Consider the following 21,079-nt stretch of genomic DNA (forward strand, 5'->3'; position numbering starts at 1 on the left):
AGCGACCATCATGTAGCAACGCGTTCGAGGGGCGTAGCCACGCAAACCGGTGTGCTGCGGAGCCCGTCGGGCCCAGGAATCTCTCCGACAGGCTATGCCTTGATTCGTTTCATGTGGGGGTCGTAGAGGTCGGTTTTGTGGATTGTGCACGGGACTCTTGTGGTGGCTACTTCGAGTTCGTAGTTGCCGTTGTATAGGTAGTCGCTGCTGACACCGACTTTGTTGCGGACGTAGCCGTAGCCGATGTTTTGGTCAACGGTGTAGCCCCAACCCGCCGAGGACAGCCAACCAACAGGTTCACCGTTTCGGTAGATCGATTCCCGCCCTAGAAGTACGACGTCTGGGTCTTCTATGGTGAATGTTGCAAGACGGCGCCGGAGCGGCTCGCCAGCCTGGGCTGACAACGCCTCTCTGCCAAGGAAGTCGATGTCGTGTTTCAGTTTGACCGCCCACCCCAACCCGGCTTCGAGTGGTGTGTAGTCGGGGCCGATGTCGCTGCCCCAAGCCCGGTAGCCTTTCTCAAGACGGAGGCTCTCAATTGCCCGGTAGCCGGCGTTGACGATGCCAAATTCGCTTCCGGCGGAGAGCAACCGTTGGTACAGGGTGAGCGCAAACTCGGTCGCGACATGCAGTTCCCAGCCAAGTTCTCCAACGTATGTGACACGAAGTGCCAATACCGGAATACCACCGACGGTGATTCTTTGAGCTGTTGCGAACGGAAATCCATCGTTGGATAGGTCAACGTCGGTCAGCTCTGCTAACACGTCGCGCGAGTTCGGACCCATTACCGACAGCACAGAAAATGCTGATGTCACGTCGACCAGCGAAGCGTGCAGGCCGTTAGGGATGTTGCGTTCAATCCACGAGAAGTCGTGGGTGGCGAAGCCCGTACCGGTGACGATGTAGAACCGGTCTTCGGCGAGACGAGTCACGGTCAGGTCGCATTCGATGCCGCCCCGACTGTTGAGCATCTGCGTGTAGGTGAGGCGGCCGACTGGGCGGTCGATGCGGTTGGCGCAGATCCACGATAACGCCCGTTCGGCGTCCTTGCCGACGAGCATGAACTTGGCAAATGAGGATTGGTCGAACACTGCGACCCGCTCGCGTACGGCGCGGTGCTCTTCGCCGACGGCTGCGAACCAGTTCTGTCTGCCGAATGAGTACTCGTCGCGGGGGTTTTCACCTGGTGCCCCAAACCAGTTCGGTCGTTCCCATCCCAGCTTCTCACCGAAACATGCACCTGCGACTTCGAGTTCGCCGTACAGAGGCGATCTGCGCAGTGGTCTTGCCGATTCGTGCTCTTCGTGGGGCCAACTAATCGTGTAGTGCTTGGCGTACAGTTCCAACGTGCGTGATCGCACCCACTCGGCGCTCTGGTGCGGCTTACCGAAACGCCGGATATCTACAACCCAAAGGTCCGCCTGCGGCTCACCTTCGACGATCCACTCCGCAAGGGCCTTGCCCGCGCCTCCTCCAGCGGCGATGCCGAACGCGTTGAAACCCGCACCGACGAAAAACCCCACCACCTCGGGTGCTTCTCCAAGGATGAAGTTGCCGTCGGGTGTGAACGACTCCGGCCCGTTGATGAGCTTTCTGATCCCGACAGACTCCAGCGCAGCCACCCTGACCGCAGCTTGCTCCATATGCTGTTGGAAATGGTCGTAGTCGGGTGCGAGAAGTTTGAAATTGAACCCCGACGGCACACCGTGTTTCGCCCACGGTTTCGGGTTCGGCTCGTAACCGCCCACGACAAGCCCCCCGACCTCCTCCTTGAAGTAGATGAGCCGGTCGGGGTCCCGCAGCGTTGGCAGACTGCCGACAACGCCCGTGATGGTGTCGGTCATCATGTACTGGTGCTCGACAGACACCAACGGTACGTTGGCACCGGCCATCCGGCCGATTTCTCCAGCCCACTGACCGGCACAGTTCACGATGATGTCTGTTTCGATATCACCAAGGGTGGTGATAACGCCCTTTACATGCCCGCGTTGTATTGATATCGCGGTGACGGAGCAGTCCTCAATGAACCGAACGCCGGTGTTACGGGCACCCTTTGCGAGCGACATGGTGATGTCGGACGGGTTCACTTGGCCGTCCGTTGGCAGGAACGCGGCGCCGAGCACATCGGTGATGTCCATCAGTGGCCACAGGTCCTGTGCTTGTTTCGCGGTGAGTATCTCCATGTCGAGACCAAAGGCATGCGCCGTGGTTGCCTGGCGCTGCAACTCAATCATCCGGGCCTTGTTGCACGCCAGACGCAGTCCACCGTTTTGCTTCCACCCGGTGGCGAGACCGGTCTCGGCCTCGAGGCTGGCGTACAAGTCGACACTATATTTGAGAAGCTGTGTCACATTCGCATCGCTACGGAGCTGGCCAACTAGCCCGGCGGCGTGATAGGTCGAACCGCTGGTGAGTTTCGACCGCTCGATCACAACGACGTCCTTTATCCCAATCTTCGCAAGGTGGTACGCGGTTGAGCATCCGACGATGCCCCCACCGATGATGACGGCCCGCGCTGACGTGGGGAGGTTCACGTCACGTCCGTTTCGGGCGAACCCATGAAGTTTTCGTACTCCAGTTCAAACCGGGCGAGGTTCTCCTGTGTGTACGCGTCGAAGTCCATATCGACGGTCGAGTGGATCGCCGACATCATGGACCACAGGGTCTCGCGCAGAAGCGAAGCGCACTTCATAGCGTGGAACTGTCGCCGCACACTTGGCCTGACCTCGGTGCCAAAGTAGGTCTCCAAGAGCCAGGTCTCCTGGTCTGGCGACAGTTGACTGTTAGACGCAAGGCCCCCGAGATCAAACAGCGGGCTGTTGAAACCGGCGTAGTCCCAGTCGATCAACCACAGTCGATCTCCATCGTCGATGAAGTTCGCCGCGAGGAGATCGTTGTGCCCAAGAACGACATCGATCTGCCCTACCGCGTCTTCAAGGATCTCAGCGTTGGCCAATAGCCCGGGAAGCGATTCACGACCCTCGCCACGAGCCTCGGCGAGTGAGGAAACATAGTCGCGGATCACATGAAACACCCAGAACATCAGGATTGGGCCTCGGAGGTGCTTGGGGATTTCCTCATGAGTTCTGCGCACGAGCGGCACGATGCGTTCGAGCATTTCTGGTGACCGCACGTCCTCGGGCGTCAGAGTGTGCCCGTCGATGAACCGGATCACCAGCGCACCCTGCTGGTTGTGGACGACTGGGGGTGAGACTCCTGCGGCACCTGCTGCGCGAGCAATAGCCGCTTCGTTGGACCGCAGAATGCCGTGCACGGGCAGGTCCTCACCGATTCGTACGAAGAAGCGTTCACCTCGGTCGGTCACTACAAAGTTGGTGTTCGTGAGACCTCCGGCAACCGGCTCCGGGGTGACAGGCCCTGACCAGCACTCAAGCTGTGCCGCCAGTCTCTCAGCATCCGTGTTGAGCATCATCGCCACACTCTACGCATTGCGCGGCGACGAATACGGTGCCGAAATCGAGAGGTCCGTCTGTTAGGTTTACGACGCACGGTGCTTGGTATGAGAGGCGGACGAGATGGCGGACGAATGGAGGGTGCACAACCCGGATGGCAACCTCCGAGTCATCGTCACCAAGCAACTTCCCGGGGATCGTTGGATGAACATCCTTGAGGCTGCTGATTGTCGAGTGGAAGTTTGTCAGTCCACGCAGGTGCTCACGTTCGATGAGATTTCACAACGTATCGGTCCAAACTGTGATGGTGCCATCGGTCAGCTCACCGAACCCTGGACTGCGGAGCTGTTTGGGGTTCTGAAAGACGCCGGGGGCCGGGTGTACAGCAACTATGCGGTCGGGTACGACAACGTCGACGTGCAAGGCGCTACCGAACACGGGATTCCCGTTGGAAACACACCTGGTGTGCTGACAGAGACCACGGCCGAGATGGCGGTCGCCCTCACGTTCTCTGCCGGCCGCCGCATCGTCGAGGCCGACAGCTTCATGCGGGCTGGGAAGTACGAAGGTTGGTTGCCGACGATGTACATCGGGCAGCGTTTTTTCGGAGGGACGGTAGGGGTAGTCGGTGCGGGACGAATCGGCGGGGCGTACGGCCGGATGATGGTCGAGGGCTTCAAGATGAACCTTGTGTACTTCGACAATTACCGAAACGAAGCACTGGAGCGCTACGTAGCCGACTATTCGGCGCTGCTTGTTGCACACGGGGAGGCGCCCGTGATGTGTCGGCGTCTCGGCACGGTCGAGGATGTTTTCAGGGAAGCCGACGTGCTCAGTCTCCACACGGTCCTCGACGACAGCACCCGGCATCTTGTAAACGCACAACGCCTGGCCCTAATGAAGCCCGACGCGATCCTGGTGAACTCGAGTCGCGGACCCGTGATCGACGAGACCGCACTCGTTGAGCATTGCCGTGCTAACCCAGACTTCAAGGTTGGTCTCGACGTGTTCGAGGACGAGCCGGCAATGAAACCGGGCCTTGCGGAACTCGACAATGTCGTCATTGTGCCCCATATAGCCTCGGCAACCGTGTGGACGCGCCAAGGGATGGCCACGTTGGCTGCGGCGAACGTGGCGGCGATCCTCCAGGGGCAGCCACTGTGGGATGGTGACGGTGTCTTGCCTTTCCTCAGTGGCGACGTGCCTGCAGCAGCTCCGAGCATCGTCAATGCCGAAGCCCTCGGGCTGAAGTGAACAGCATGCTTAAAAACGAAGGAGCAACAACATGCGCATAGCGGACCGCATTTCGCAACTGGGGACCGAGACTGCCTTTGCGGTCTCCGCCGAAGCCGGTGCCTTTGCCGCCCAGGGCAACACGGTATACCCGTTCCATTTGGGAGATCTCAACCTTGCCACGCCGTCAACGGTGGTCGACGGTGCGTTCCGTGCGATCCAGGACGGCAAGACCGGATACAACCCCAGTGCCGGAATCCCGCAGTTGCGTGAAGCGTTGGCTGAGGATTTGTCTGCTTCACACGGTGTCTCATACACCGGCGAAAACGTGGTGTTGCAACCTGGGGGAAAGCCAGTTATCGGGAAGTTCATCATGACTTTGATGAACCCCGGCGACGAGGTGCTGTACCCGAACCCCGGGTACCCGATCTACGAATCACAGATCGAGTTCCACGGCGGGGTCGCCGTGCCCTACGCGTACATCGAAGGAGCGGACGGGTTCGAACTTGACTTCGACGCTATTGAGCAGAGCATCACCGACAAAACTCGGCTGCTGATCCTCAACGATCTGCAGAACCCTATAGGGGCCGAGGCCTCGCTGGCAGAACATGTACGTCTGGCGGAACTCGTCCTCAAACACGACCTTTATGTGCTTGTCGACGAGGCGTACTTCGACATGCGGTACGAGGGCGCCAGCATTTCGTTTGTGTCCCAGCCCGGGATGCTCGACCGATGCGTGATCCTCTACACGTTCTCGAAGAAGTTCGCGATGACCGGGTGGCGTCTCGGTGCAGCAATCGGGCCGGACCGCATCATGGAGGTCATCGCAAAACTCAACGTGAATGACGAGTCATGCCCAAACCACTTCATCCAATATGGCGCTCTGGCCGGATTGGCGGGCGACCAGGCTGAGGTGCTTGCAATCCTCGAAACCTTGCAGGCGCGACGCGATACCGCAGTCGACGCGCTCAACGGAATCGAAGGGATCCATTGCTTTCGTCCCAACGCGACGTTTTACCTCTGGCCGAACGTCACCGAGTTGATGGACAACAAGAACATGGACGACTACGACGTGTTCAGGCGGGCAGCGCTTCACGCCACGGGTGTCTCGTTCTGCTCGAGGATTCATTTCGGGCGCCCGCAACCCGGCGAAACCGACCGCTACATTCGTTTCGCATACTCAGGGATCGATGTTGCCGAGATCCAAGAGGGTCTCGAATTGTTCAAGGCTTGGTGTGAGGGTTAGCGAGCCAGCCGATGGTGAAGCGATTCAGCCCCGACGTTCTCGACCATGACCGGACCTACCGCGAGACTCTTCTCGGGATCGCAGGCCGTGCTCTCGACGCTGTTGACCCGGAGACATCAGTCCAGCGGGTTCTTTCGCTGAGCGAATCTGGACTGCGTGTGGGCACTCACAGCGTCAGCATGGCTGGCATCGATCGCTGTGTGGTCCTTGGATTCGGCAAGGCTGCGCTCGGCATGGGCCGCGGTGTTGTTGCCCAACTCGGCGACTTACCAATGTCGGGAATCCTGATCAGCAACGAGATTGGAACGGTTCCGCCGTTCGAGGTTCTCGCGGCTGCCCATCCGATACCCGACGCGAAGGGCGTGACCGCCGGTCGCCGCCTACTCGAGTACGCAGGGTCGGTTGGTGCGAAGGACCTTGTGATCGTCCTGATTTCTGGAGGCGGGTCTGCGTTGTTGACAGTCCCGGCGGCAGGACTCAGGCTGCAAGACATCAGCGCCACCAATGCGGCCTTGCTGCGTTGTGGTGCTCCGATCGCTGAAGTTAACACGGTGCGCAAACATCTTTCAGCAGTGAAGGGGGGCAGACTTGCGAAAGCCATTGTCGGGGCAGGTGCGATCGTGACGTTGGTTCTTTCTGACGTTGTTGGGAACCCCCTGGATGCGATCGCATCGGGCCCCATGGTGGCCGACCGGACGTCGTTTGCCGATGCTTTGAAAGTTCTCGATCTTTACGACATCCGTTCTGACATGCCCGAAGCCGTGCTCAGGCACCTGGATGCCGGGGCCCGAGATGAAATCGCTCAGAATCCAACCACTGGCATCCTGTTCGAAACCCACGTCATCGAAATTGTCGCTGACGCTTCGATCGCAGCAGACGCCGCCGTCGATGCCGCAACACAGGCCGGCTACGTGGCGAGCGTGGTTACGTCGAACCTCGAAGGGGAAGCAAGTGACGTTGGCCGCCAGATCGTGAAAGACGCTGCGACGCTGAGGCCTGGGGAGATGTCTGTGTACGCGGGTGAGACGACGGTGACTGTGCGGGGGAGCGGCGTTGGAGGGCGGAACCAAGAACTGGCGCTTGCGGCGGCCATCGAGCTCGACGGTTCAGAAGGTCTCGTGATTCTGGCGCTTGGCACAGATGGAATCGACGGAATGACACCGTCGGCGGGTGCCTTCGGGGATGGTTCTACGGTTGCGAGGGGGAGAGACGCCGGTCTGGACGCCGCCGACCACTTGACCCGCAACGACTCGCATACCTTCTTGCACGTTATTCGCGACACCGTCAACTGCGGACCGACCGGCACCAATGTTGGCGATCTGATCATCGTGTATCGCACTGGGGCTGGCCTGTAGCGAAACCTCGGCGAGCACCCCAAGATTGGGTGATCGTCGGGTTGAGGCACAAGGCGCCGGCGGCCGAATCGAGATGTTATAAAGGTGTGAACAGTTTGGCATTGTGGAATACGGGCGCGCTATGTCTCGTTCTGTTGTGTGAAGACGTCCACCGCCCTTCAGGCGGTGGACAAGTAACATTGCGGAGGCAGGTTGTGTTTAGCCAAACGAAGTTCAAGGGTGCTGTGGGTGCCTTGGTCCTTGTGGCAGCCGCCTGCGGGTCGGCGTCCGGCAGCAGCGATAGCCCCGCAACCACGTCCCCAACCGGCGGGGCACCCGAGACCACGGTAGCGACAGCCGCTCCGATTCAGGGCGTACTTCCAGAGGGTCCATCGGCGCTCGACAACCGGTTCAACGAATCCTTTCCACCACCACTGATCGACCCCTCTGAGATCCGTTCGGGCGGGCCGCCCCCAGACGGAATTCCGCCAATTGACAACCCGCAGTTCGTTTCGGTGTCCGAAGCCGATGTCTACTTGAACGACCCTGAACCGGTACTCGTAGTTGACATCGACGGCGACGTTCGAGCCTATCCGATCCAAATCATGATGTGGCACGAGATAGTCAACGACACGGTCGGTGGGATCCCCGTCACAGTTTCGTACTGCCCCTTGTGCAACTCGGCGGTCACGTTCGAGCGGACGATCCGCGGTGTGGAAACAACATTTGGTACCTCAGGTAATCTATACATTGCAAACCTGGTGATGTACGACAGGGCTACCGAGACTCTGTGGAACCAGATCGACGGTCGCGCTGTGGTTGGCCTTCTCACGGGCGAAGTCCTCAAGCAGGTCCCTTCGGCGACCGTTTCGTGGGGGGACTTCAAAGCATCACGACCCGACGCCAAGGTGCTCGACCGGGAACGTACCGGGGCGAGTCGCAGCTACGGGACGAACCCGTACACGGGTCTTGACGACCCCAACGGTCAGCCCTTCTTGTTCAACGGCGAAGTTGATGTCCGGGCGAAAGCTATGCAGCGCATTGTTGCAATCGAAGGCTCGACCCAGGCCATTGCGTGGGCCCTGGATGCTCTCAGCAGCGATGCTGAGGCAAACGTGACTGTGGGCGAGATCGACGGCGACGCGCTTACGATCTTCTGGAAGGCAGGCGAGGCATCGGCTCTCGACACTAGGGACATCGCGAGTGGACGCGACGTCGGCACGGTTGGCGTGTTCTCTCCGGTCGTCGACGGGGAGGCCCTCACATTTGTGGCGGTGGGCGATACCTTTGTTGACGACCAGACATCATCGACGTGGGACGTCTTCGGCGAGGCGGTTGACGGTTCCCTTGTGGGGTCCAAGCTTGAGCCAGTCACTTTTGTTAGAACCTTCTGGTTTTCATGGTCGACGTTCCGCCCAGATACTGAATTTTTCGAGGCATCGTGATATCGCACGACCCTCTTGAACTCAGCTGCCTTGCGATCCGCCTGTCAACGGTCGTGCCCCAACGGGCAGAGGCATCTCACCAAGGAAAGGCAAGAAAATGGATTTTGGACCATTAGGGCTCGCGTTAGCCGCAGGCGGACTGTCAACTGTCAATCCGTGTGGTTTCGCAATGCTACCGGCGTACCTGTCGTTCTATGTAGGGGCCGATGAGGATCAACTTCCGAACGCATCAACACGAACGGCGCAAGGCCTGCTTACCGGTTTATTCGTTTCTGGCGGGTTCCTGTTGGTGTTCGCGATCATTGGCATCCCCATCACCTACGGCGCGACCCGGATTGTGCGCGCTATCCCTTGGGTAGGGATTGCTCTGGGATTGGCGTTGCTGTTCATAGGGATAGCAACGATGCTCGGTCGCAAGATTTCTATGACGATCACGAACCCGGTTCGTCCGGGGCAAGAACGTCAGCCGAAGACGATGTTTATCTTTGGGATCGGGTATGGCATAGCGTCTCTCGGATGCACCTTGCCGGTATTTCTCGCCGTGGTCGGTGCGTCGCTTGCGACCCGCGGTCCCGGGTCTGCACTCGCCGTGCTCGGTGCGTACGGGTTAGGGATGGCGATCATGCTCATCTTGTTCTCAACCGGCGCTGCGCTAGTGCGCGATGGCCTTGTGCGCATGGTTCGCAAGTCAATGCCGTACATGCACCGCATCACCGGTAGCATGTTGACGGCTGCGGGCGTCTATCTCACGTACTACTGGGTTCGCGTTAAGTTTGGCTCGGTGGCGACATTGGCTGATGACCCCATCGTCGGTTTCGTAGGAGATTTCACCTCCGCAATCGAGCGTTTCGCTGCCGGATCTGGCCGCACGTTCATGTACTTTGCTGGGGCTGCGCTCGCCGCGATCCTGCTAGCCATGCTCTGGAATCGCACCAAGCCCGCAGTTGCGGCTGACGGTCATGGGGCGGAAATCATTGGCGCTCAGAGTCGTGGGGACGACCATGAGTCCGCAGCGATTGAAGAATCTGTCGACGTCTAACTAGGAGACCACCGTGGCACGGTATCAAGACAAGCAAGCTGGCGCGAGACGCCAGGAGCGCAGGGTTGGGGACGCGAAACGTCGCACCCGCAATCAGCGGCTGAAATGGGGCGGTATAACACTGGCCGTCATTGCACTCGCTGTCGTCTTCTTTTCGACCGTCGAGCCACCAAAGCAGTCCGCGGTCGCGGTTGGACGCGCCTCGGTGGGTCAGCCTGCTCCGGCTATCGAAATGGTTGACTTTGAAGGTGTGGACGTGACTCTTGCGCAGTTCGTTGGCACCCCCGTAGTGTTGAACTTTTGGTCTTCCTGGTGTCCCTTCTGTATTGCGGAAATGCCCGACTTTGAAAGGGTCAGCCAAGCAGCGGGTGACCGTGTCGAGTTCATCGGTGTCAACCTCCAAGACGACGCCGGACTTGCGGACGACCTGAGGATCGAAACCGGTATCACCTACCGGGTGACTCGCGACCCCCAGGGCGTCGTGTACGCCGCATTCGGGGGCATTGCGATGCCGACGACGGTGTTTATCGATGCCAATGGCATTGTCCGCGAGGTCGTGACAGGGCAAATGTCCGAGGATCGGCTGACCGCAAAGATCGCAGAACACTTCTCGATCGGCGTCTAGCTGTACTCGGCCATTAGGTTGGTGACACTCGGCTGATTGGTGGGCGCCGTGCGAGGGAGCTGTGGTTGCGTTGGTAGTTGTAGTAGTCAAGCCATGGTTGCAGAGCTTCGGCTCGTTCGCTATTGCTGGTGAAGACTTGCCTGTAGGCCCACTTGGTTTGCTGCGTCCGGTTGAAGCGTTCAACTTTCCCGTTCTGCCATGGGCAGTGGGGCCGGATGGTTATGTGGGTTGCTCCTAATGCTGCAAGGGCGTCCTTGACGGCTTTGCTACGTGTGTAGGACCAGTGGTTATCAGTCATTACAGACTCGATCCGGGGGATGCCACACGATTTGAAGAACTCGGCGGCTCTTGTCAGGAACCCGGCTGCGGTGTCACCTTTCTCATTGTTGAGGATCTCTGAGCAGGCGAGGCGGCTGTAGTCATCGACTGCTGAGTGCACATAGTGGTATCCAACACGGGTGTTCCTCTTCAAAGCTGTGGATCCCATCTGGCGCCCCCACGCTTTGCAACCGCCACCGGGAGGGATCCGCCCGAGTTTCTTGACATCCATATGGATCAGCTCACCAGGACGGTCGCGTTCATAGCGGACCGCGGTGACTTTGGAGGCATGAATCACCTCACCGGTAAGCGGATCACACTCATCGAGATACGGCACATTATGACGTCTCAGAATCCGGCTGATAGTCCTTGCAGGGTTTCCTAGCTCGTCAGCAAGACGATCCGGTCCGACTCTCAGCTTGAGCCGTGCGGCGACCACCAAACGTTCAATATCGGGACTGGTACGTGTCGGTGAACAACGCGGCTGCGACGACCGATCCTCCAGACCGGCTTCGCCTTGAGAATCGAAGCGGGCAACCCAACGGTGGGCGCAGTGGCGTGATACTCCCATAGCTTTAGCGACGTGGGCGACAGGCATCCCCGCGAAACGGACCCGTTGAACCAACAATCTACGCCCATAAACCGTGAGCCGGGCATTACGGTGTGCCATGAAGACCTCCAGTGGGGTGTGACAGCAATCACCACTCCACTGGAGGTCTTCACTTAATCAAGAACTGTCACCGACGTCCCGGCCGAGTACATCTAGCGGTTTAGGAGGGCGGTCAACTCTCGAAGCTGAGATCGGTTGCCATGCCGGCCTCGTAGTGTCCAGGGATCAGGCACACAGCTGCCGTATAGTCTTCAGCGTTGTCTGGGAAGGTGAACTCCATAGTTCCAGTCTCGCCGGCGGCGAGTAGGAGTACGGCGTCTTCCGCTTCTTCATCGTGGGCGTCTCCGTCATCGTGGTCCGATTCGTCCTTGTCCATGTCCTCCATAGCAGCGTCGTCGTGGTCTTCCTCTATGGCGGAGTCGTCGTGGTCTTCGTGACCTCCGGCAAGGTGTTCCTCAACACGGTCCGCGTTGGATAGTCTGAATTCGTGTTCCACGACTCCGGAGTTGGTAACTACAAACTCGACGGTTTCGCCGGGTGTGAACGTGAAGGAACTACCAGCGATCGCGAACTCGGTGAGTTCGATTTCGATGACACGCACCGAATCGTCACCCAAAGATGTAGCTTGCGGGGCCTCCGATGTAGCTTGCGGGGCCTCCGTTGTTGCTACCGGCCCGTCGACAGGCGCCACAGGAAGTTCCGTAGCTGCGGTCGAGCAAGCCGTCGCACCGAGGAGAAGTGCGAACAGTAAGAAGCGCATTCCTGAGAGTCGGTTCCACATGATTGATTCCTTTGTCGAATGGGTTTCATGTACGACACGATTGTCTCTCGGGATGTGGCACAGCCATAGTCACCTATTTGGTGACGAATCCTCCCCCATATGGGGGAGGGAGACTCTTGGTGGGGTTACTCGATGACTTCGGTACGCAGTCCTACTGCGACGGCCTCGGCTCTTGATGACACACCGAGACGGTCGAAGATTCCTTTGACGTAGGTTTTGACGGTCGCCTCAGAGATACCTAGCTCGTACGCCACCTGCTTGTTTTCGGCACCGTTTGCGATCAATTGCAATACCTGTTGTTCCCGCGGACTCAGTCGGCCCTCTGGCTTGGAATTGGAGCGTATGTCGGAGATGAGCGGCTCCACGAGTTGTCCATGGATGTAGGTTTTGCCTTCTGCAGCCGCGGTGATCGCGGCGAGCAGCTCATCGCGACCGGCGCTTTTGATTAAATACCCGGCTGCCCCGAGTTCGAGTGCCCGCCGGACATACCCGGGCTGGTCGTGCATCGAAAGCATCAGGGTCCTGACCTGCGGGAAATCTTTACTCAACCGCTCCAGCGCTGCGAGACCGGTCATGCCGGGCATGCGGATGTCGAGGAGCACTACATCGATGGGGTGCTGCGCAAGTGCGGTGAACATGTCGTCGGCCGACTCCGCGTCGCCGACAATCTCGATCCCCGGGGCGTCGGCCAACATGTAGCGAATGCCGTCTCGCACTACTTCATGGTCGTCGACAATCAGGATGTTCAACTTGTACCCTCCTCCGTGTGGGGCAGCCAGGCATGGAATACCGTGCCGCCGGACGGTGCCGCTTCTAGGCTGACACCACCGTTAAGCGCGACGAAGCGTTGTCTCGTCGTACTCAAGCCGAGTCCCGGATCCGTCGCGCCTCTGATACCGGTCCCGTCATCGACCACATCGAGAAGAAGCGTCGTGTCGTTGCTGTGGAGCTGGACTGTGACGTGCCGTGCGTTGGCATGTTTGCGGATGTTGGTGATCGCTTCTCGAGCGGCCCGATACATTTCAGTTCGGTGCGCTGCCGACGGCTCGTAGTCGAGTTCGATGGTCAGATTTACATCGAGTTCGGTCTCGGCCTTGGTTAGCTCGACGAGTTCCTCGAGCGCTGCGGCGATCCCTGCATCGGCGGCGAGCTCGATATGCAACAGGCGGAGCTCACGCCGCAGCGTGGTGTCCATGTCGCGAACGACTTCGGCAAGGCGCTCCAGCTCGTCCCCTACAGGATGTGAGGCGTCGAGTTGCGCGCGTGCACCTTCAAGGCCGTACAGAAGTCGATACATGGGTTGCCCAATGTCGTCGTGGAGAGCGCTCACGACGCGCCGCCGCTCCTCTTCTTGTGCCACGAATGAGGACTGGAGCAACGCTTCTGCTTGCTTTCTTCGGTGGTTCAGTTCGCGTCCACGGGCAGTAACTCCAAACGCCATGACGAGACCGATCGCCACAAGACCGATGGCAATGGACAGCCACACGTTGCGGGTAATTTGGCCGAGAGCAGTGTTGAGTCCGCTTGCGGTTTGTTCGACCTCGACGACGAATATCGATTCGATGGCTGGCCCGCCAACGGCGACATAGAACTCCAGTAGTTCGCCGTGTGCGCGGTCGAACGCGTGGGCGGGGTCTGCCAGGTCAGAGATATGGGTTCTCTGTCCGTTTTCAAACGCTAACGCCGCATGGATAGGGATCGCGAATTGTTGGCCCATAAGTTCTGCGGCGTCCGAGTACACAATCGTGCCATCTCGCGCCCACACCTTCACCCGTACGGTCTCTCCGCCTAGGACTTTCGTGCGGACCGCTACATCGAACGCCGCGTAGTCGGCCGGTTCTTCGCTCGCGGTAGGGGGGAACGGCGGAAGGTCTTCGACAATCGCCGCGACCATCGCAGCTCGAGCATCGAGGAGGTGTCCCCGCGCCGATCGCGTGATCGAAAATCCGAGGATCAATGTGAGGATGAGAGAGAGCGCAATCCCGACGACCGCGAGTCTGCCGAGGCCACCAATTTCGATCCAGTCTGATCGTAAATTGTTGGTCGATCGGCGCAGTCGCTGAAGCAGCGTCTGAGCTACCACGATTCGGATGATGTCTCGCGGCAGTCTGCCAGCGATGGAGTCTCCAGGATCTGTTCGCTGTACGGCATGTTGGTAATAATAGGCGCCCGTCGGGCGCCCTGTTGAGAACCAGAAGGCGTGGTTTTGTCGTGCAGGCGTGTCTGGACATGCCGAAGACGCGACGATCGACTCCTATTGGCGATTGGGATCAGGAACTCCGTGGCAAGTAGTGTGACCTCAACGACTGATCGAAGAAGTGAATGGTCCGATCGAGTTCCAAGCTACTCCCGATTGCGGCCGTTGTCGTTCTTAGTATCGGGGTGGTTTATCTCGCTGCCGGGTCCCCTTGGGGCGGCTCCCCAGGTGAGACAGCCGTCGCTTCATCAGCGGGACCGGTTATCGATGGGGCGGAACTCTACACAGCGAATTGTGCTGCCTGTCATGGCGCCAATCTCGAAGGTGTTGCAGACTGGAAGAAATCGAATCCTGACGGAAGTCTCAAACCGCCTCCGCATGATTCATCCGGCCATACCTGGCACCACGGAGATCCTACGTTGCTCAGAATTATTGCAAACGGTGGTGGTTTCCCAGAAACGAAGATGCCAGCGTTCGGTGACAAACTCACCGATGCGGACATGGACGCGATTCTCGAGTTCATCAAGACGGCGTGGGGTCCCGACGAGCGCGAGTTTCAGCGCGAGGCAACTGTTCGTGAAGTCGAGTCGGAGTCCTAGCGAACGTGTTCCGGTCGTTGGAGCCGCGTTGGTTCAGAACTGAGGTTGGCCGACACCGCCGCTGCAGGCACCACCCGGCTCAGGGGCGGTTAGTCCGCGGGTGAATTCGTTGACGAACTGTGCAATGCGGGGGTCGGTTGGGTCGTCGAGTTCAAGCTGCGTCCCCCATGCGCTTGCGACAACGGGAAAGTCCATACCCGCAACGGGTGACACGATCACCTTTTCGCTTGGGCTAACAAAGCCGCGCAGAGACTGGATGTCCTGGCTGGACAGGCCAGGGTCGTACGCAACCCATACAGCGCCATGTTCCATTGAGTGCACAATGTTCTCCGCGGCGACCTGCTGGTCGTAGAAGCCGCAGTTTTGCCAAATTCCAGCGTGTTGCCCACCGACCGGCAGTTCATTTGCCGCATAGAGCACGCCGTCGACGTGGCGAGGGTCCCCAACATGTAGCGTCTGGGTACCTTCGGGGATTCCCCTAGCTTCGGGAGGTGAAAGCAGGACGAGGGCAACGACCGAAGCCACGATCGTGACTACGATGAGTGGCGCAATGGCCTTACGCCATTTCGGTTCGCTCGGTGCCTGATCGGCGACTACCGGCTTAGCGCCCGCTTTTGTCCTGGCCTTAGCCTTTGGTTTGTTGCTCATGAATGCTCTGTGTGTCCGGCCCCGCCTTGTGTGTCAGCGGGTACCCTAGCGGTGTTTCGCCGCCAATCGCTCTCATCCACAAAGGCCGTTGCGCTGAGTGTCGTCTACCGCCTACTGTCATTTCGGAACGAGAGGCCGTGATGCTGACATTCACTGATGAACAGAACCTTATCCGCGAGAGCGTCGCGGAGATCGGGCACCGCTACGGGCACGAGTATTTCACCCGAAAGGCACGCAACGGCGGTCGAGCACACGAACTATGGGAAGAGGTTGGTCGCGCCGGGTTTGTTGGGGTATCCATATCGGAAGAGTACGGGGGTGGCGGCATGGGGATGGCGGAGCTAAGCATCGTCATCGAGGAGCTTGGCCATCAAGGGTGCCCGCTTCTTATGCTGATCGTTTCGCCGGCAATCTGTGGTTCGGTGCTCGAACGGCATGCGTCAGAGGAGATGAAACGTGAATGGCTTCCAAAGATTGCTTCGGGCGAAAAGCTCATGTCCTTTGCTATCACCGAGCCGGATGCGGGTTCGAACTCGCATAACCTCTCGCTCACTGCAGTCAGGGACGGCGATGTGTGGCGGCTCAACGGCACGAAGTACTACATCTCGGGCGTCGACGAGTCCGACGCGATTTTGGTTGTCACACGAACATCCCGAGATGACGTCACTGAGAAGGGGAGGCTGTCACTCTTTGTCGTTCCGACTGACTTGCCAGGGTTGACGTACCACCGTATTGAGATGGAGCTTATCGCTCCCGAAGACCAGTTCACGATTTTCTTCGAAAATGTTGAACTCCCGGCATCCGCCCTTGTCGGGGAGGAGGGCGACGGACTTCGCCAGGTGTTCGACGGTCTCAACCCCGAGCGCATCGCGGGTGCTGCGATCGGTAACGGGATTGCGCTGTATGCGTTGGACAAAGCTACGAAATACGCCAACGAGCGCAACGTATGGGGAGTGCCGATTGCTACCCATCAGGGTATAGCGCACCCACTGGCGAAGGCGTACATCAACGTACAACTCGCACGGCTTGCTACCTACCAGGCAGCGCAACTCTGGGACTCAGGTGCTGAGGCGTCCGAGGCTGCGAACATTGCAAAATATTCCGCTGCTGAGGCCGTCCTCGAAGCGCTGGACCAGTCGATCCAGACCCATGGCGGAAACGGTCTCAGCACCGAGTACGGTCTTGCGGACATGTGGTTTGTTGCACGGCTCTTACGAACCGCTCCCATCAGCCGAGAGATGATTCTCAACTTCGTTGCCCAGCATTCGTTGGGTCTCGCCAAGTCATACTGAGCGCCTAGACCTGTCACCTAGAGGCTTTGCACTCCCAGTGTGACTCGCCGCCGGTCATGAGAAGCCATGCTGCGGTCGCTACGTTGGCAGTTGGGTCGTAGGGCGATGTGTCTGAGAACCCGGCTTTTGCTGCCCGGTCTGCCCAGTAGTGGGGGAGGAACTGGAACAATCCAGCGGCACCCGATGACCGGTTCGTGATGTTCGGATCGCCGCCCGATTCGCAGGCCATGATCTGCAGCGCCCATTCGACTCGGTCAGCGGTGAAATACCGAGACACAAGAGGCCTCCATCTCTCGACAGACGGCGTGACTATGCGAAGACGTCCCGCCGAATGGGCGGACACCAAGTATGTCTGTTGGGCGTACTGTCCGTTGGCTGCCAGCAGCGCATCGGCGCGCATCCTCGCTCGGACCGCAATCCTTTGGCTCGCGAGCGCATTTGCACCGTTGCTTTCGAGCCTACCTCCGGCGCGGGCGGCTGGAGGCGAGTAGCGGGTATGTATGTCGGGGTCGTCGTCAGCGGTTTCGGCTACAGCTTGTGCGACGGCTTCGGTTGACGAAGCTTCGGGGCCAGCGACCGCAGATGCCGCGAGGGCGGTGGTAACGGTGAGGATCGTTGCCACAACGGCGGCGCGCCGCGACAAATTGACTTGCTTACGCATACAGGGACCTCCAGGGAGGGTGGGGGAGTGGCACTCCGGGTGAGTGCGGAGGGCAGATTTTCAGTCGCATTGCCCAGTGCGGTCCGCAACGATAGCTGGCTGTTCACCGTATGCAAACCCCCGGCAACCCGGTTCCCTTGGTCCGCGTCGTCCGAATCGTCGTTAGGATTTGGGGCATGTTTCATGTCGTCCTCCACGAACCTGAGATACCGCCGAATACGGGGAATCTGATGCGGCTCACGGTGAACGTTGGCGCCGAGCTCCATCTCGTGCATCCACTTGGGTTCGAGCTGGACGACACCCGTATGCGCCGAGCCGGACTCGACTATCGAGAGCACGCCAGGGTGCAACACCATGAAACCTTTGCGGAGTGCGTCGAGGAATTGGCCGGGCTTCGTTTTGTCGCGTTTAGCCAGCACGCCGAACAGCTTTATACCGACGTCGAATACCGCACGGGCGACGTGCTGGTTTTCGGCAAGGAGTCGACCGGGCTACCGCGCGAGGTGCTCGACCATCCGGCAATCAGCGAAAAGGTGCGCATCCCGATCGCACCCGATGGGAGAAGCTTGAACCTAGCGAACGCAGCAGCGATCGGAATATATGAGGCCTGGCGTCAAAACGGGTTTATGGGGTCCGACTCTCGTGAATGAGAACGCTCACGAGATCGAGCGGGCAGCTGCCGATATGTGGCGCTCCGAGCGGGTGCAGCGCTTTGGCGCCTGGCATGTCGGATACGCCGCGGGTTATTCGCGTCGTGCGAACTCGGCAATATGGGTGGGTCCTGGTATCGACGGGCTGGACGCAGCGGCGTCGTGGTTACGCGAGCACAACGTGAGGCCGACTGTGCGGCTCACATCCGAGATGCCCCCACACGTTGACGAGGAACTGCGTTCGAGAGGATGGGCTCTTGGAGGTCCAACGCTTGTGATGGTGCGCGATATCGGTGAGGTCGTGGATGTATCAGGCATCAGCATCATGGATTATCCAAATCATGCTTGGCTCAACCATGTGCGCCTAGTGGCCGGTATCCCTGAGAACCTTGAAGGTGGTTGGCGCGGCATTCTCAGCAGAGCGCCGCGGCCCCGCGGATTCGCGATTTCTGCCGGGACGCCGGTCGTCGCAGCCGGCGTCGGGTTTATTTCCGCTGGCTGGCTCGGTCTGTTTCAGCTCGGTGTCATGCCAAAACATCGACGCCAGGGACTCGGTCGTCAAACCGTCGATACTCTCACAACATGGGGACGCGAGCAGGGGGCTGATCGGGTGTTGCTTCAGGTCGCCGCCGGGAACCGGATGGCACTCCCGCTGTATCGAGGTATGGGGTTTTCGACCGAATACGAGTACTGGTACCGCTCGATCAAGTAGCGTACGTCCATGGGGCACGAAACACCGATCAGAGTCAGGTTCTACGAACTGGATCCGTACAACCACGTCAACCACGCCACATACGTGCAGTACTTCGAGGTTGGCCGTGTCGACTTTCTTGGCAAGATCGGTTACCCAATGGATGAGCTAGCCGAGCAGGGTCTGCAGTTTGTGGTGACCGAGATCACAACCAAGTTCCTCAGGTCCGCTGGGCCCGAGGACGACTTGGTAGTCATCACCGAGGTTGCTGAGCTGCGCCGTGCGTCATCGGTGTGGTCCCAGCAGATCCTTCTCGGTGACGATGTGATCTGCACGCAGCGGATCAAGGCTGCGATCACCGACCTCGACAGTCGACCCGTGCGTGTGCCCAAACATCTCCAAGAAGCAATGAAGGCTGGCCCCCCGGGACTCTAGGCACGACGAAGCCGCCGACCTTTCGGTTGGCACACCATGTCGATAAAGCGTTGTCGGCTACTCGCTGTCGCCGCTGTCGCCGCTGTCGCCGCTGATGCCAGGGATGTTGGGCATTTCCACTCCGGCATCGAGGGCGTTTTTGTACGCCGCATATGCCCCACCGGCGGAGGCGATGATTCCGACAAACAGCCCAAATTTTGTGAAACTGGTCTGTGTCAGAAAACGGAGCAGAATAAGTGCCCCTCCAACAGCAGCAAGGATGGCCGCGAGTTTCTCGGATCCGATGTCCCCGGCTGAGATGTCCTGAATGTCCAGAGCCTTGAGCACAATGATGACCGTTGCCGCAATGGCGACGAGAGAACCACCCCAGGCAAGGAACCCGCTATTGAAAGCGCTGATGCTTGTCCCAAAACCGCCGATCGAAAACCCGTACCACGGCAGGAACAGGTTGATCACAAGCAACGCTCCAGCCCCTCCGGCGATTTTTTGGCTTTGACTCAGCTTTGAAAGGTCCACTTGATACCCACTTTGCTTTCTCAGAACGTTCAGCCAAGCGTAGCCGGACCGATTCGTCGCTGCCGAACCGATTCGTCATGGATGCAGAAGTAAAGGCGCTGATTGCTGTAGGGTCCGCTTTGTGTCGTGTGAGAGGTATTGAATGCGTGAACAAGTGATCGTTCGGTGGTCGGAGCTCGATGTTGAACGGCCGTTTGGAGTGGTCGTGAATGGCCTCGATTTGGTTGTTGTGCCGTGGGACGACGGCGAGAACGTGTCGGTTCTGTACGGTCGCTGTCTGCATCGCGGGGCGTTGTTGGGCGACGCAACCGTTGTTGGTGAGAACCTTGTGTGCGGGGTGCACGGATGGGACTTCCGGTACCGGACCGGGGTCAGCGGGTATGACCCGTCCGAGAAACTTCACCGGTTTTCGTCTTGGGTGCGGGACGATTCGGTGTTCGTGGATCTGGACGAGATTGATGCCTACCTAGCGGAGTATCCGCAACCGTTTGACCGCGACGCCTACCAAGGCGCCTTTCAGGACCACGTTGGCACCCCAATCGAGCCTCACATCAAAGCAATTCGGGAGATGGCCGGGCACGGTCTCGATCGTGTCGGCCACGATGGACCGATGGCGGCAATGGGAGTACCAGGGAGTGATCTGCCGCAGTGGGACGATGTCCAGATTGTTACGGCGCAACTTGCCAATCCACCACTGCTTGGAGACAGTCCAGTGGACACGTCGGTCGTCATCGGGCCGAACGCGGCCAAGCCTCTTCTCTTGGACATTCCGTTGTTCGTGTCCGACATGAGCTTTGGTGCGCTTTCTCGTGAGGCCAAGGTTGCCCTCGCAAAAGGGGCGGAGCTTGCCGGGACGGGGATTTGTTCGGGGGAGGGCGGGATGCTTGCTGACGAGCAGGCGGCGAACAGCCGCTACTTCTACGAACTTGCGTCGGCACGGTTTGGGTTCTCGTGGGACAAGATCGAGAACGTGCAGGCATTCCACTTCAAGGGTGGGCAGGCCGCCAAAACCGGTACGGGAGGTCACCTGCCGGGTCTCAAGGTGACGGTGGAGATCGCCGAGGTGCGAGGCCTTACCGCTGGCGAGGCCGCCGTCTCGCCTTCGCGGTTTCCGGAATGGACCGAACCTGAGCAGTTCGCCGAGTTCGCTGCGGAGGTACGAGAACGAACCGGGGGGATTCCGATCGGTTTCAAGCTGTCGGCACAACACGTCGAAGACGATCTCGAGGCTGCGCTCGAGGTGGGTGTCGACTATGTGATTCTTGATGGGCGTGGGGGAGCGACCGGTGCGGCGCCACTGTTGTTCCGTGACAACATATCGGTTCCGACGATCCCGGCGTTGGCGA

At 59.3% G+C, this 21,079-nt stretch carries 21 protein-coding genes; 12 read left to right on the forward strand and 9 right to left on the reverse strand.

Features of this window, described 5'->3' with window-relative positions; genetic code table 11:
• Positions 1 to 92: 92 nt before the first annotated feature.
• Positions 93 to 2,534 carry an FAD-dependent oxidoreductase gene (locus tag IIC71_02800; GenBank protein ID MCH7668120.1) on the reverse strand — a complete coding sequence of 814 codons (2,442 nt, stop codon included), beginning with the start codon at positions 2,532 to 2,534 and terminating at the stop codon, positions 93 to 95.
• On the reverse strand, positions 2,531 to 3,430 hold the full coding sequence (locus IIC71_02805; GenBank protein ID MCH7668121.1) for a phosphotransferase: 900 nt from the start codon (positions 3,428 to 3,430) through the stop codon (positions 2,531 to 2,533). Before IIC71_02805 ends, IIC71_02800 begins: the two co-directional genes overlap by 4 nt.
• 106 nt (positions 3,431 to 3,536) lie before the next feature.
• Here IIC71_02805 and IIC71_02810 point away from each other — a divergent pair, with 106 nt between their 5' ends.
• From IIC71_02810 to IIC71_02835, 6 genes are all read left to right on the forward strand, one after another.
• On the forward strand, positions 3,537 to 4,667 hold the full coding sequence (locus tag IIC71_02810; protein MCH7668122.1) for a D-glycerate dehydrogenase: 1,131 nt from the start codon (positions 3,537 to 3,539) through the stop codon (positions 4,665 to 4,667).
• 31 nt (positions 4,668 to 4,698) lie between these two features.
• Positions 4,699 to 5,892, forward strand: a complete 1,194-nt coding sequence (locus IIC71_02815) for an aminotransferase class I/II-fold pyridoxal phosphate-dependent enzyme (protein MCH7668123.1) — start codon at positions 4,699 to 4,701, stop codon at positions 5,890 to 5,892.
• An 11-nt stretch (positions 5,893 to 5,903) separates the two neighbouring features.
• A complete protein-coding gene (locus IIC71_02820) occupies positions 5,904 to 7,247 on the forward strand; it encodes a DUF4147 domain-containing protein (protein MCH7668124.1) in 1,344 nt (447 codons plus the stop codon).
• Positions 7,248 to 7,441: 194 nt separating this feature from the next.
• The gene (locus IIC71_02825; protein MCH7668125.1) at positions 7,442 to 8,671 is read left to right on the forward strand and encodes a DUF3179 domain-containing protein; all 1,230 of its coding nucleotides are present in this window, start codon (positions 7,442 to 7,444) and stop codon (positions 8,669 to 8,671) included.
• A 97-nt stretch (positions 8,672 to 8,768) separates the two neighbouring features.
• A complete protein-coding gene (locus IIC71_02830) occupies positions 8,769 to 9,710 on the forward strand; it encodes a cytochrome c biogenesis protein CcdA (GenBank protein ID MCH7668126.1) in 942 nt (313 codons plus the stop codon).
• A gap of 13 nt (positions 9,711 to 9,723) precedes the next feature.
• Positions 9,724 to 10,335 carry a TlpA family protein disulfide reductase gene (locus IIC71_02835; GenBank protein ID MCH7668127.1) on the forward strand — a complete coding sequence of 204 codons (612 nt, stop codon included), beginning with the start codon at positions 9,724 to 9,726 and terminating at the stop codon, positions 10,333 to 10,335.
• Between the two features lie 13 nt (positions 10,336 to 10,348).
• On the opposite strand, the gene IIC71_02840 is transcribed toward IIC71_02835, so the two are convergent.
• The 4 genes from IIC71_02840 to IIC71_02855 form a co-directional block, all read right to left on the reverse strand.
• Positions 10,349 to 11,323: an IS481 family transposase gene (locus IIC71_02840; protein MCH7668128.1), complete on the reverse strand. Its 975-nt coding sequence runs from the start codon at positions 11,321 to 11,323 to the stop codon at positions 10,349 to 10,351.
• Positions 11,324 to 11,435: 112 nt separating this feature from the next.
• Entirely contained in the window at positions 11,436 to 12,044 is a 609-nt protein-coding gene (locus tag IIC71_02845; protein ID MCH7668129.1) for a hypothetical protein, read from the reverse strand.
• A gap of 125 nt (positions 12,045 to 12,169) precedes the next feature.
• Positions 12,170 to 12,793, reverse strand: a complete 624-nt coding sequence (locus IIC71_02850; protein ID MCH7668130.1) for a response regulator transcription factor — start codon at positions 12,791 to 12,793, stop codon at positions 12,170 to 12,172.
• Complete coding sequence (locus tag IIC71_02855) at positions 12,790 to 14,127, reverse strand: hypothetical protein (protein ID MCH7668131.1); 1,338 nt, start codon at positions 14,125 to 14,127, stop codon at positions 12,790 to 12,792. The genes IIC71_02850 and IIC71_02855 overlap by 4 nt, the downstream gene beginning before the upstream one ends.
• A 239-nt stretch (positions 14,128 to 14,366) precedes the next feature.
• On the opposite strand from IIC71_02855, the gene IIC71_02860 reads away from it, so the two are divergent.
• Positions 14,367 to 14,840: a cytochrome c gene (locus IIC71_02860; GenBank protein MCH7668132.1), complete on the forward strand. Its 474-nt coding sequence runs from the start codon at positions 14,367 to 14,369 to the stop codon at positions 14,838 to 14,840.
• Positions 14,841 to 14,873: 33 nt separating this feature from the next.
• Here the strand turns inward: IIC71_02860 and IIC71_02865 are convergent, their stop codons facing one another.
• Positions 14,874 to 15,488 (reverse strand): DUF3105 domain-containing protein, encoded by a 615-nt coding sequence (locus tag IIC71_02865; protein MCH7668133.1) that lies wholly within the window; start codon positions 15,486 to 15,488, stop codon positions 14,874 to 14,876.
• A gap of 137 nt (positions 15,489 to 15,625) precedes the next feature.
• Here IIC71_02865 and IIC71_02870 point away from each other — a divergent pair, with 137 nt between their 5' ends.
• On the forward strand, positions 15,626 to 16,780 hold the full coding sequence (locus tag IIC71_02870; protein ID MCH7668134.1) for an acyl-CoA/acyl-ACP dehydrogenase: 1,155 nt from the start codon (positions 15,626 to 15,628) through the stop codon (positions 16,778 to 16,780).
• A 13-nt stretch (positions 16,781 to 16,793) separates the two neighbouring features.
• Here IIC71_02870 and IIC71_02875 read toward each other — a convergent pair whose 3' ends face one another.
• Positions 16,794 to 17,441, reverse strand: coding sequence for a transglycosylase SLT domain-containing protein (locus tag IIC71_02875; GenBank protein MCH7668135.1), 648 nt, complete (start codon positions 17,439 to 17,441; stop codon positions 16,794 to 16,796).
• 176 nt (positions 17,442 to 17,617) lie between these two features.
• Between IIC71_02875 and IIC71_02880 the strand changes: the two genes are divergently transcribed.
• The 3 genes from IIC71_02880 to IIC71_02890 are packed head-to-tail and all read left to right on the forward strand — an operon-like array spanning position 17,618 to position 19,217.
• Entirely contained in the window at positions 17,618 to 18,091 is a 474-nt protein-coding gene (locus tag IIC71_02880; GenBank protein ID MCH7668136.1) for a tRNA (cytidine(34)-2'-O)-methyltransferase, read from the forward strand.
• Positions 18,084 to 18,803 (forward strand): GNAT family N-acetyltransferase, encoded by a 720-nt coding sequence (locus tag IIC71_02885; GenBank protein ID MCH7668137.1) that lies wholly within the window; start codon positions 18,084 to 18,086, stop codon positions 18,801 to 18,803. The genes IIC71_02880 and IIC71_02885 overlap by 8 nt, the downstream gene beginning before the upstream one ends.
• A gap of 9 nt (positions 18,804 to 18,812) precedes the next feature.
• Positions 18,813 to 19,217: an acyl-CoA thioesterase gene (locus tag IIC71_02890; GenBank protein ID MCH7668138.1), complete on the forward strand. Its 405-nt coding sequence runs from the start codon at positions 18,813 to 18,815 to the stop codon at positions 19,215 to 19,217.
• A 57-nt stretch (positions 19,218 to 19,274) separates the two neighbouring features.
• On the opposite strand, the gene IIC71_02895 is transcribed toward IIC71_02890, so the two are convergent.
• The gene (locus IIC71_02895; protein MCH7668139.1) at positions 19,275 to 19,733 is read right to left on the reverse strand and encodes a hypothetical protein; all 459 of its coding nucleotides are present in this window, start codon (positions 19,731 to 19,733) and stop codon (positions 19,275 to 19,277) included.
• 142 nt (positions 19,734 to 19,875) lie between these two features.
• Between IIC71_02895 and IIC71_02900 the strand changes: the two genes are divergently transcribed.
• The coding region (locus tag IIC71_02900) for a Rieske 2Fe-2S domain-containing protein (protein MCH7668140.1) at positions 19,876 to 21,079 on the forward strand (1,204 nt) is incomplete at its 3' end.

It is taken from the genome of Acidobacteriota bacterium (genome assembly GCA_022562055.1).
Lineage (GTDB): Bacteria > Actinomycetota > Acidimicrobiia > Spongiisociales > UBA5794 > BMS3BBIN02.

Bases quoted from the DNA above. Each gene is read 5' to 3' on its own strand.
- IIC71_02805 (MCH7668121.1), bottom strand. From the start codon at position 3,430: ATGCTCAACACGGATGCTGAGAGACTGGCGGCACAGCTTGAGTGCTGG.
- IIC71_02810 (MCH7668122.1), top strand. From the start codon at position 3,537: ATGGCGGACGAATGGAGGGTGCACAACCCGGATGGCAACCTCCGAGTC.
- IIC71_02815 (MCH7668123.1), top strand. From the start codon at position 4,699: ATGCGCATAGCGGACCGCATTTCGCAACTGGGGACCGAGACTGCCTTT.
- IIC71_02820 (MCH7668124.1), top strand. From the start codon at position 5,904: ATGGTGAAGCGATTCAGCCCCGACGTTCTCGACCATGACCGGACCTAC.
- IIC71_02830 (MCH7668126.1), top strand. From the start codon at position 8,769: ATGGATTTTGGACCATTAGGGCTCGCGTTAGCCGCAGGCGGACTGTCA.
- IIC71_02840 (MCH7668128.1), bottom strand. From the start codon at position 11,323: ATGGCACACCGTAATGCCCGGCTCACGGTTTATGGGCGTAGATTGTTG.
- IIC71_02845 (MCH7668129.1), bottom strand. From the start codon at position 12,044: ATGTGGAACCGACTCTCAGGAATGCGCTTCTTACTGTTCGCACTTCTC.
- IIC71_02860 (MCH7668132.1), top strand. From the start codon at position 14,367: ATGGTCCGATCGAGTTCCAAGCTACTCCCGATTGCGGCCGTTGTCGTT.
- IIC71_02865 (MCH7668133.1), bottom strand. From the start codon at position 15,488: ATGAGCAACAAACCAAAGGCTAAGGCCAGGACAAAAGCGGGCGCTAAG.
- IIC71_02875 (MCH7668135.1), bottom strand. From the start codon at position 17,441: ATGCGTAAGCAAGTCAATTTGTCGCGGCGCGCCGCCGTTGTGGCAACG.
- IIC71_02880 (MCH7668136.1), top strand. From the start codon at position 17,618: ATGTTTCATGTCGTCCTCCACGAACCTGAGATACCGCCGAATACGGGG.
- IIC71_02890 (MCH7668138.1), top strand. From the start codon at position 18,813: ATGGGGCACGAAACACCGATCAGAGTCAGGTTCTACGAACTGGATCCG.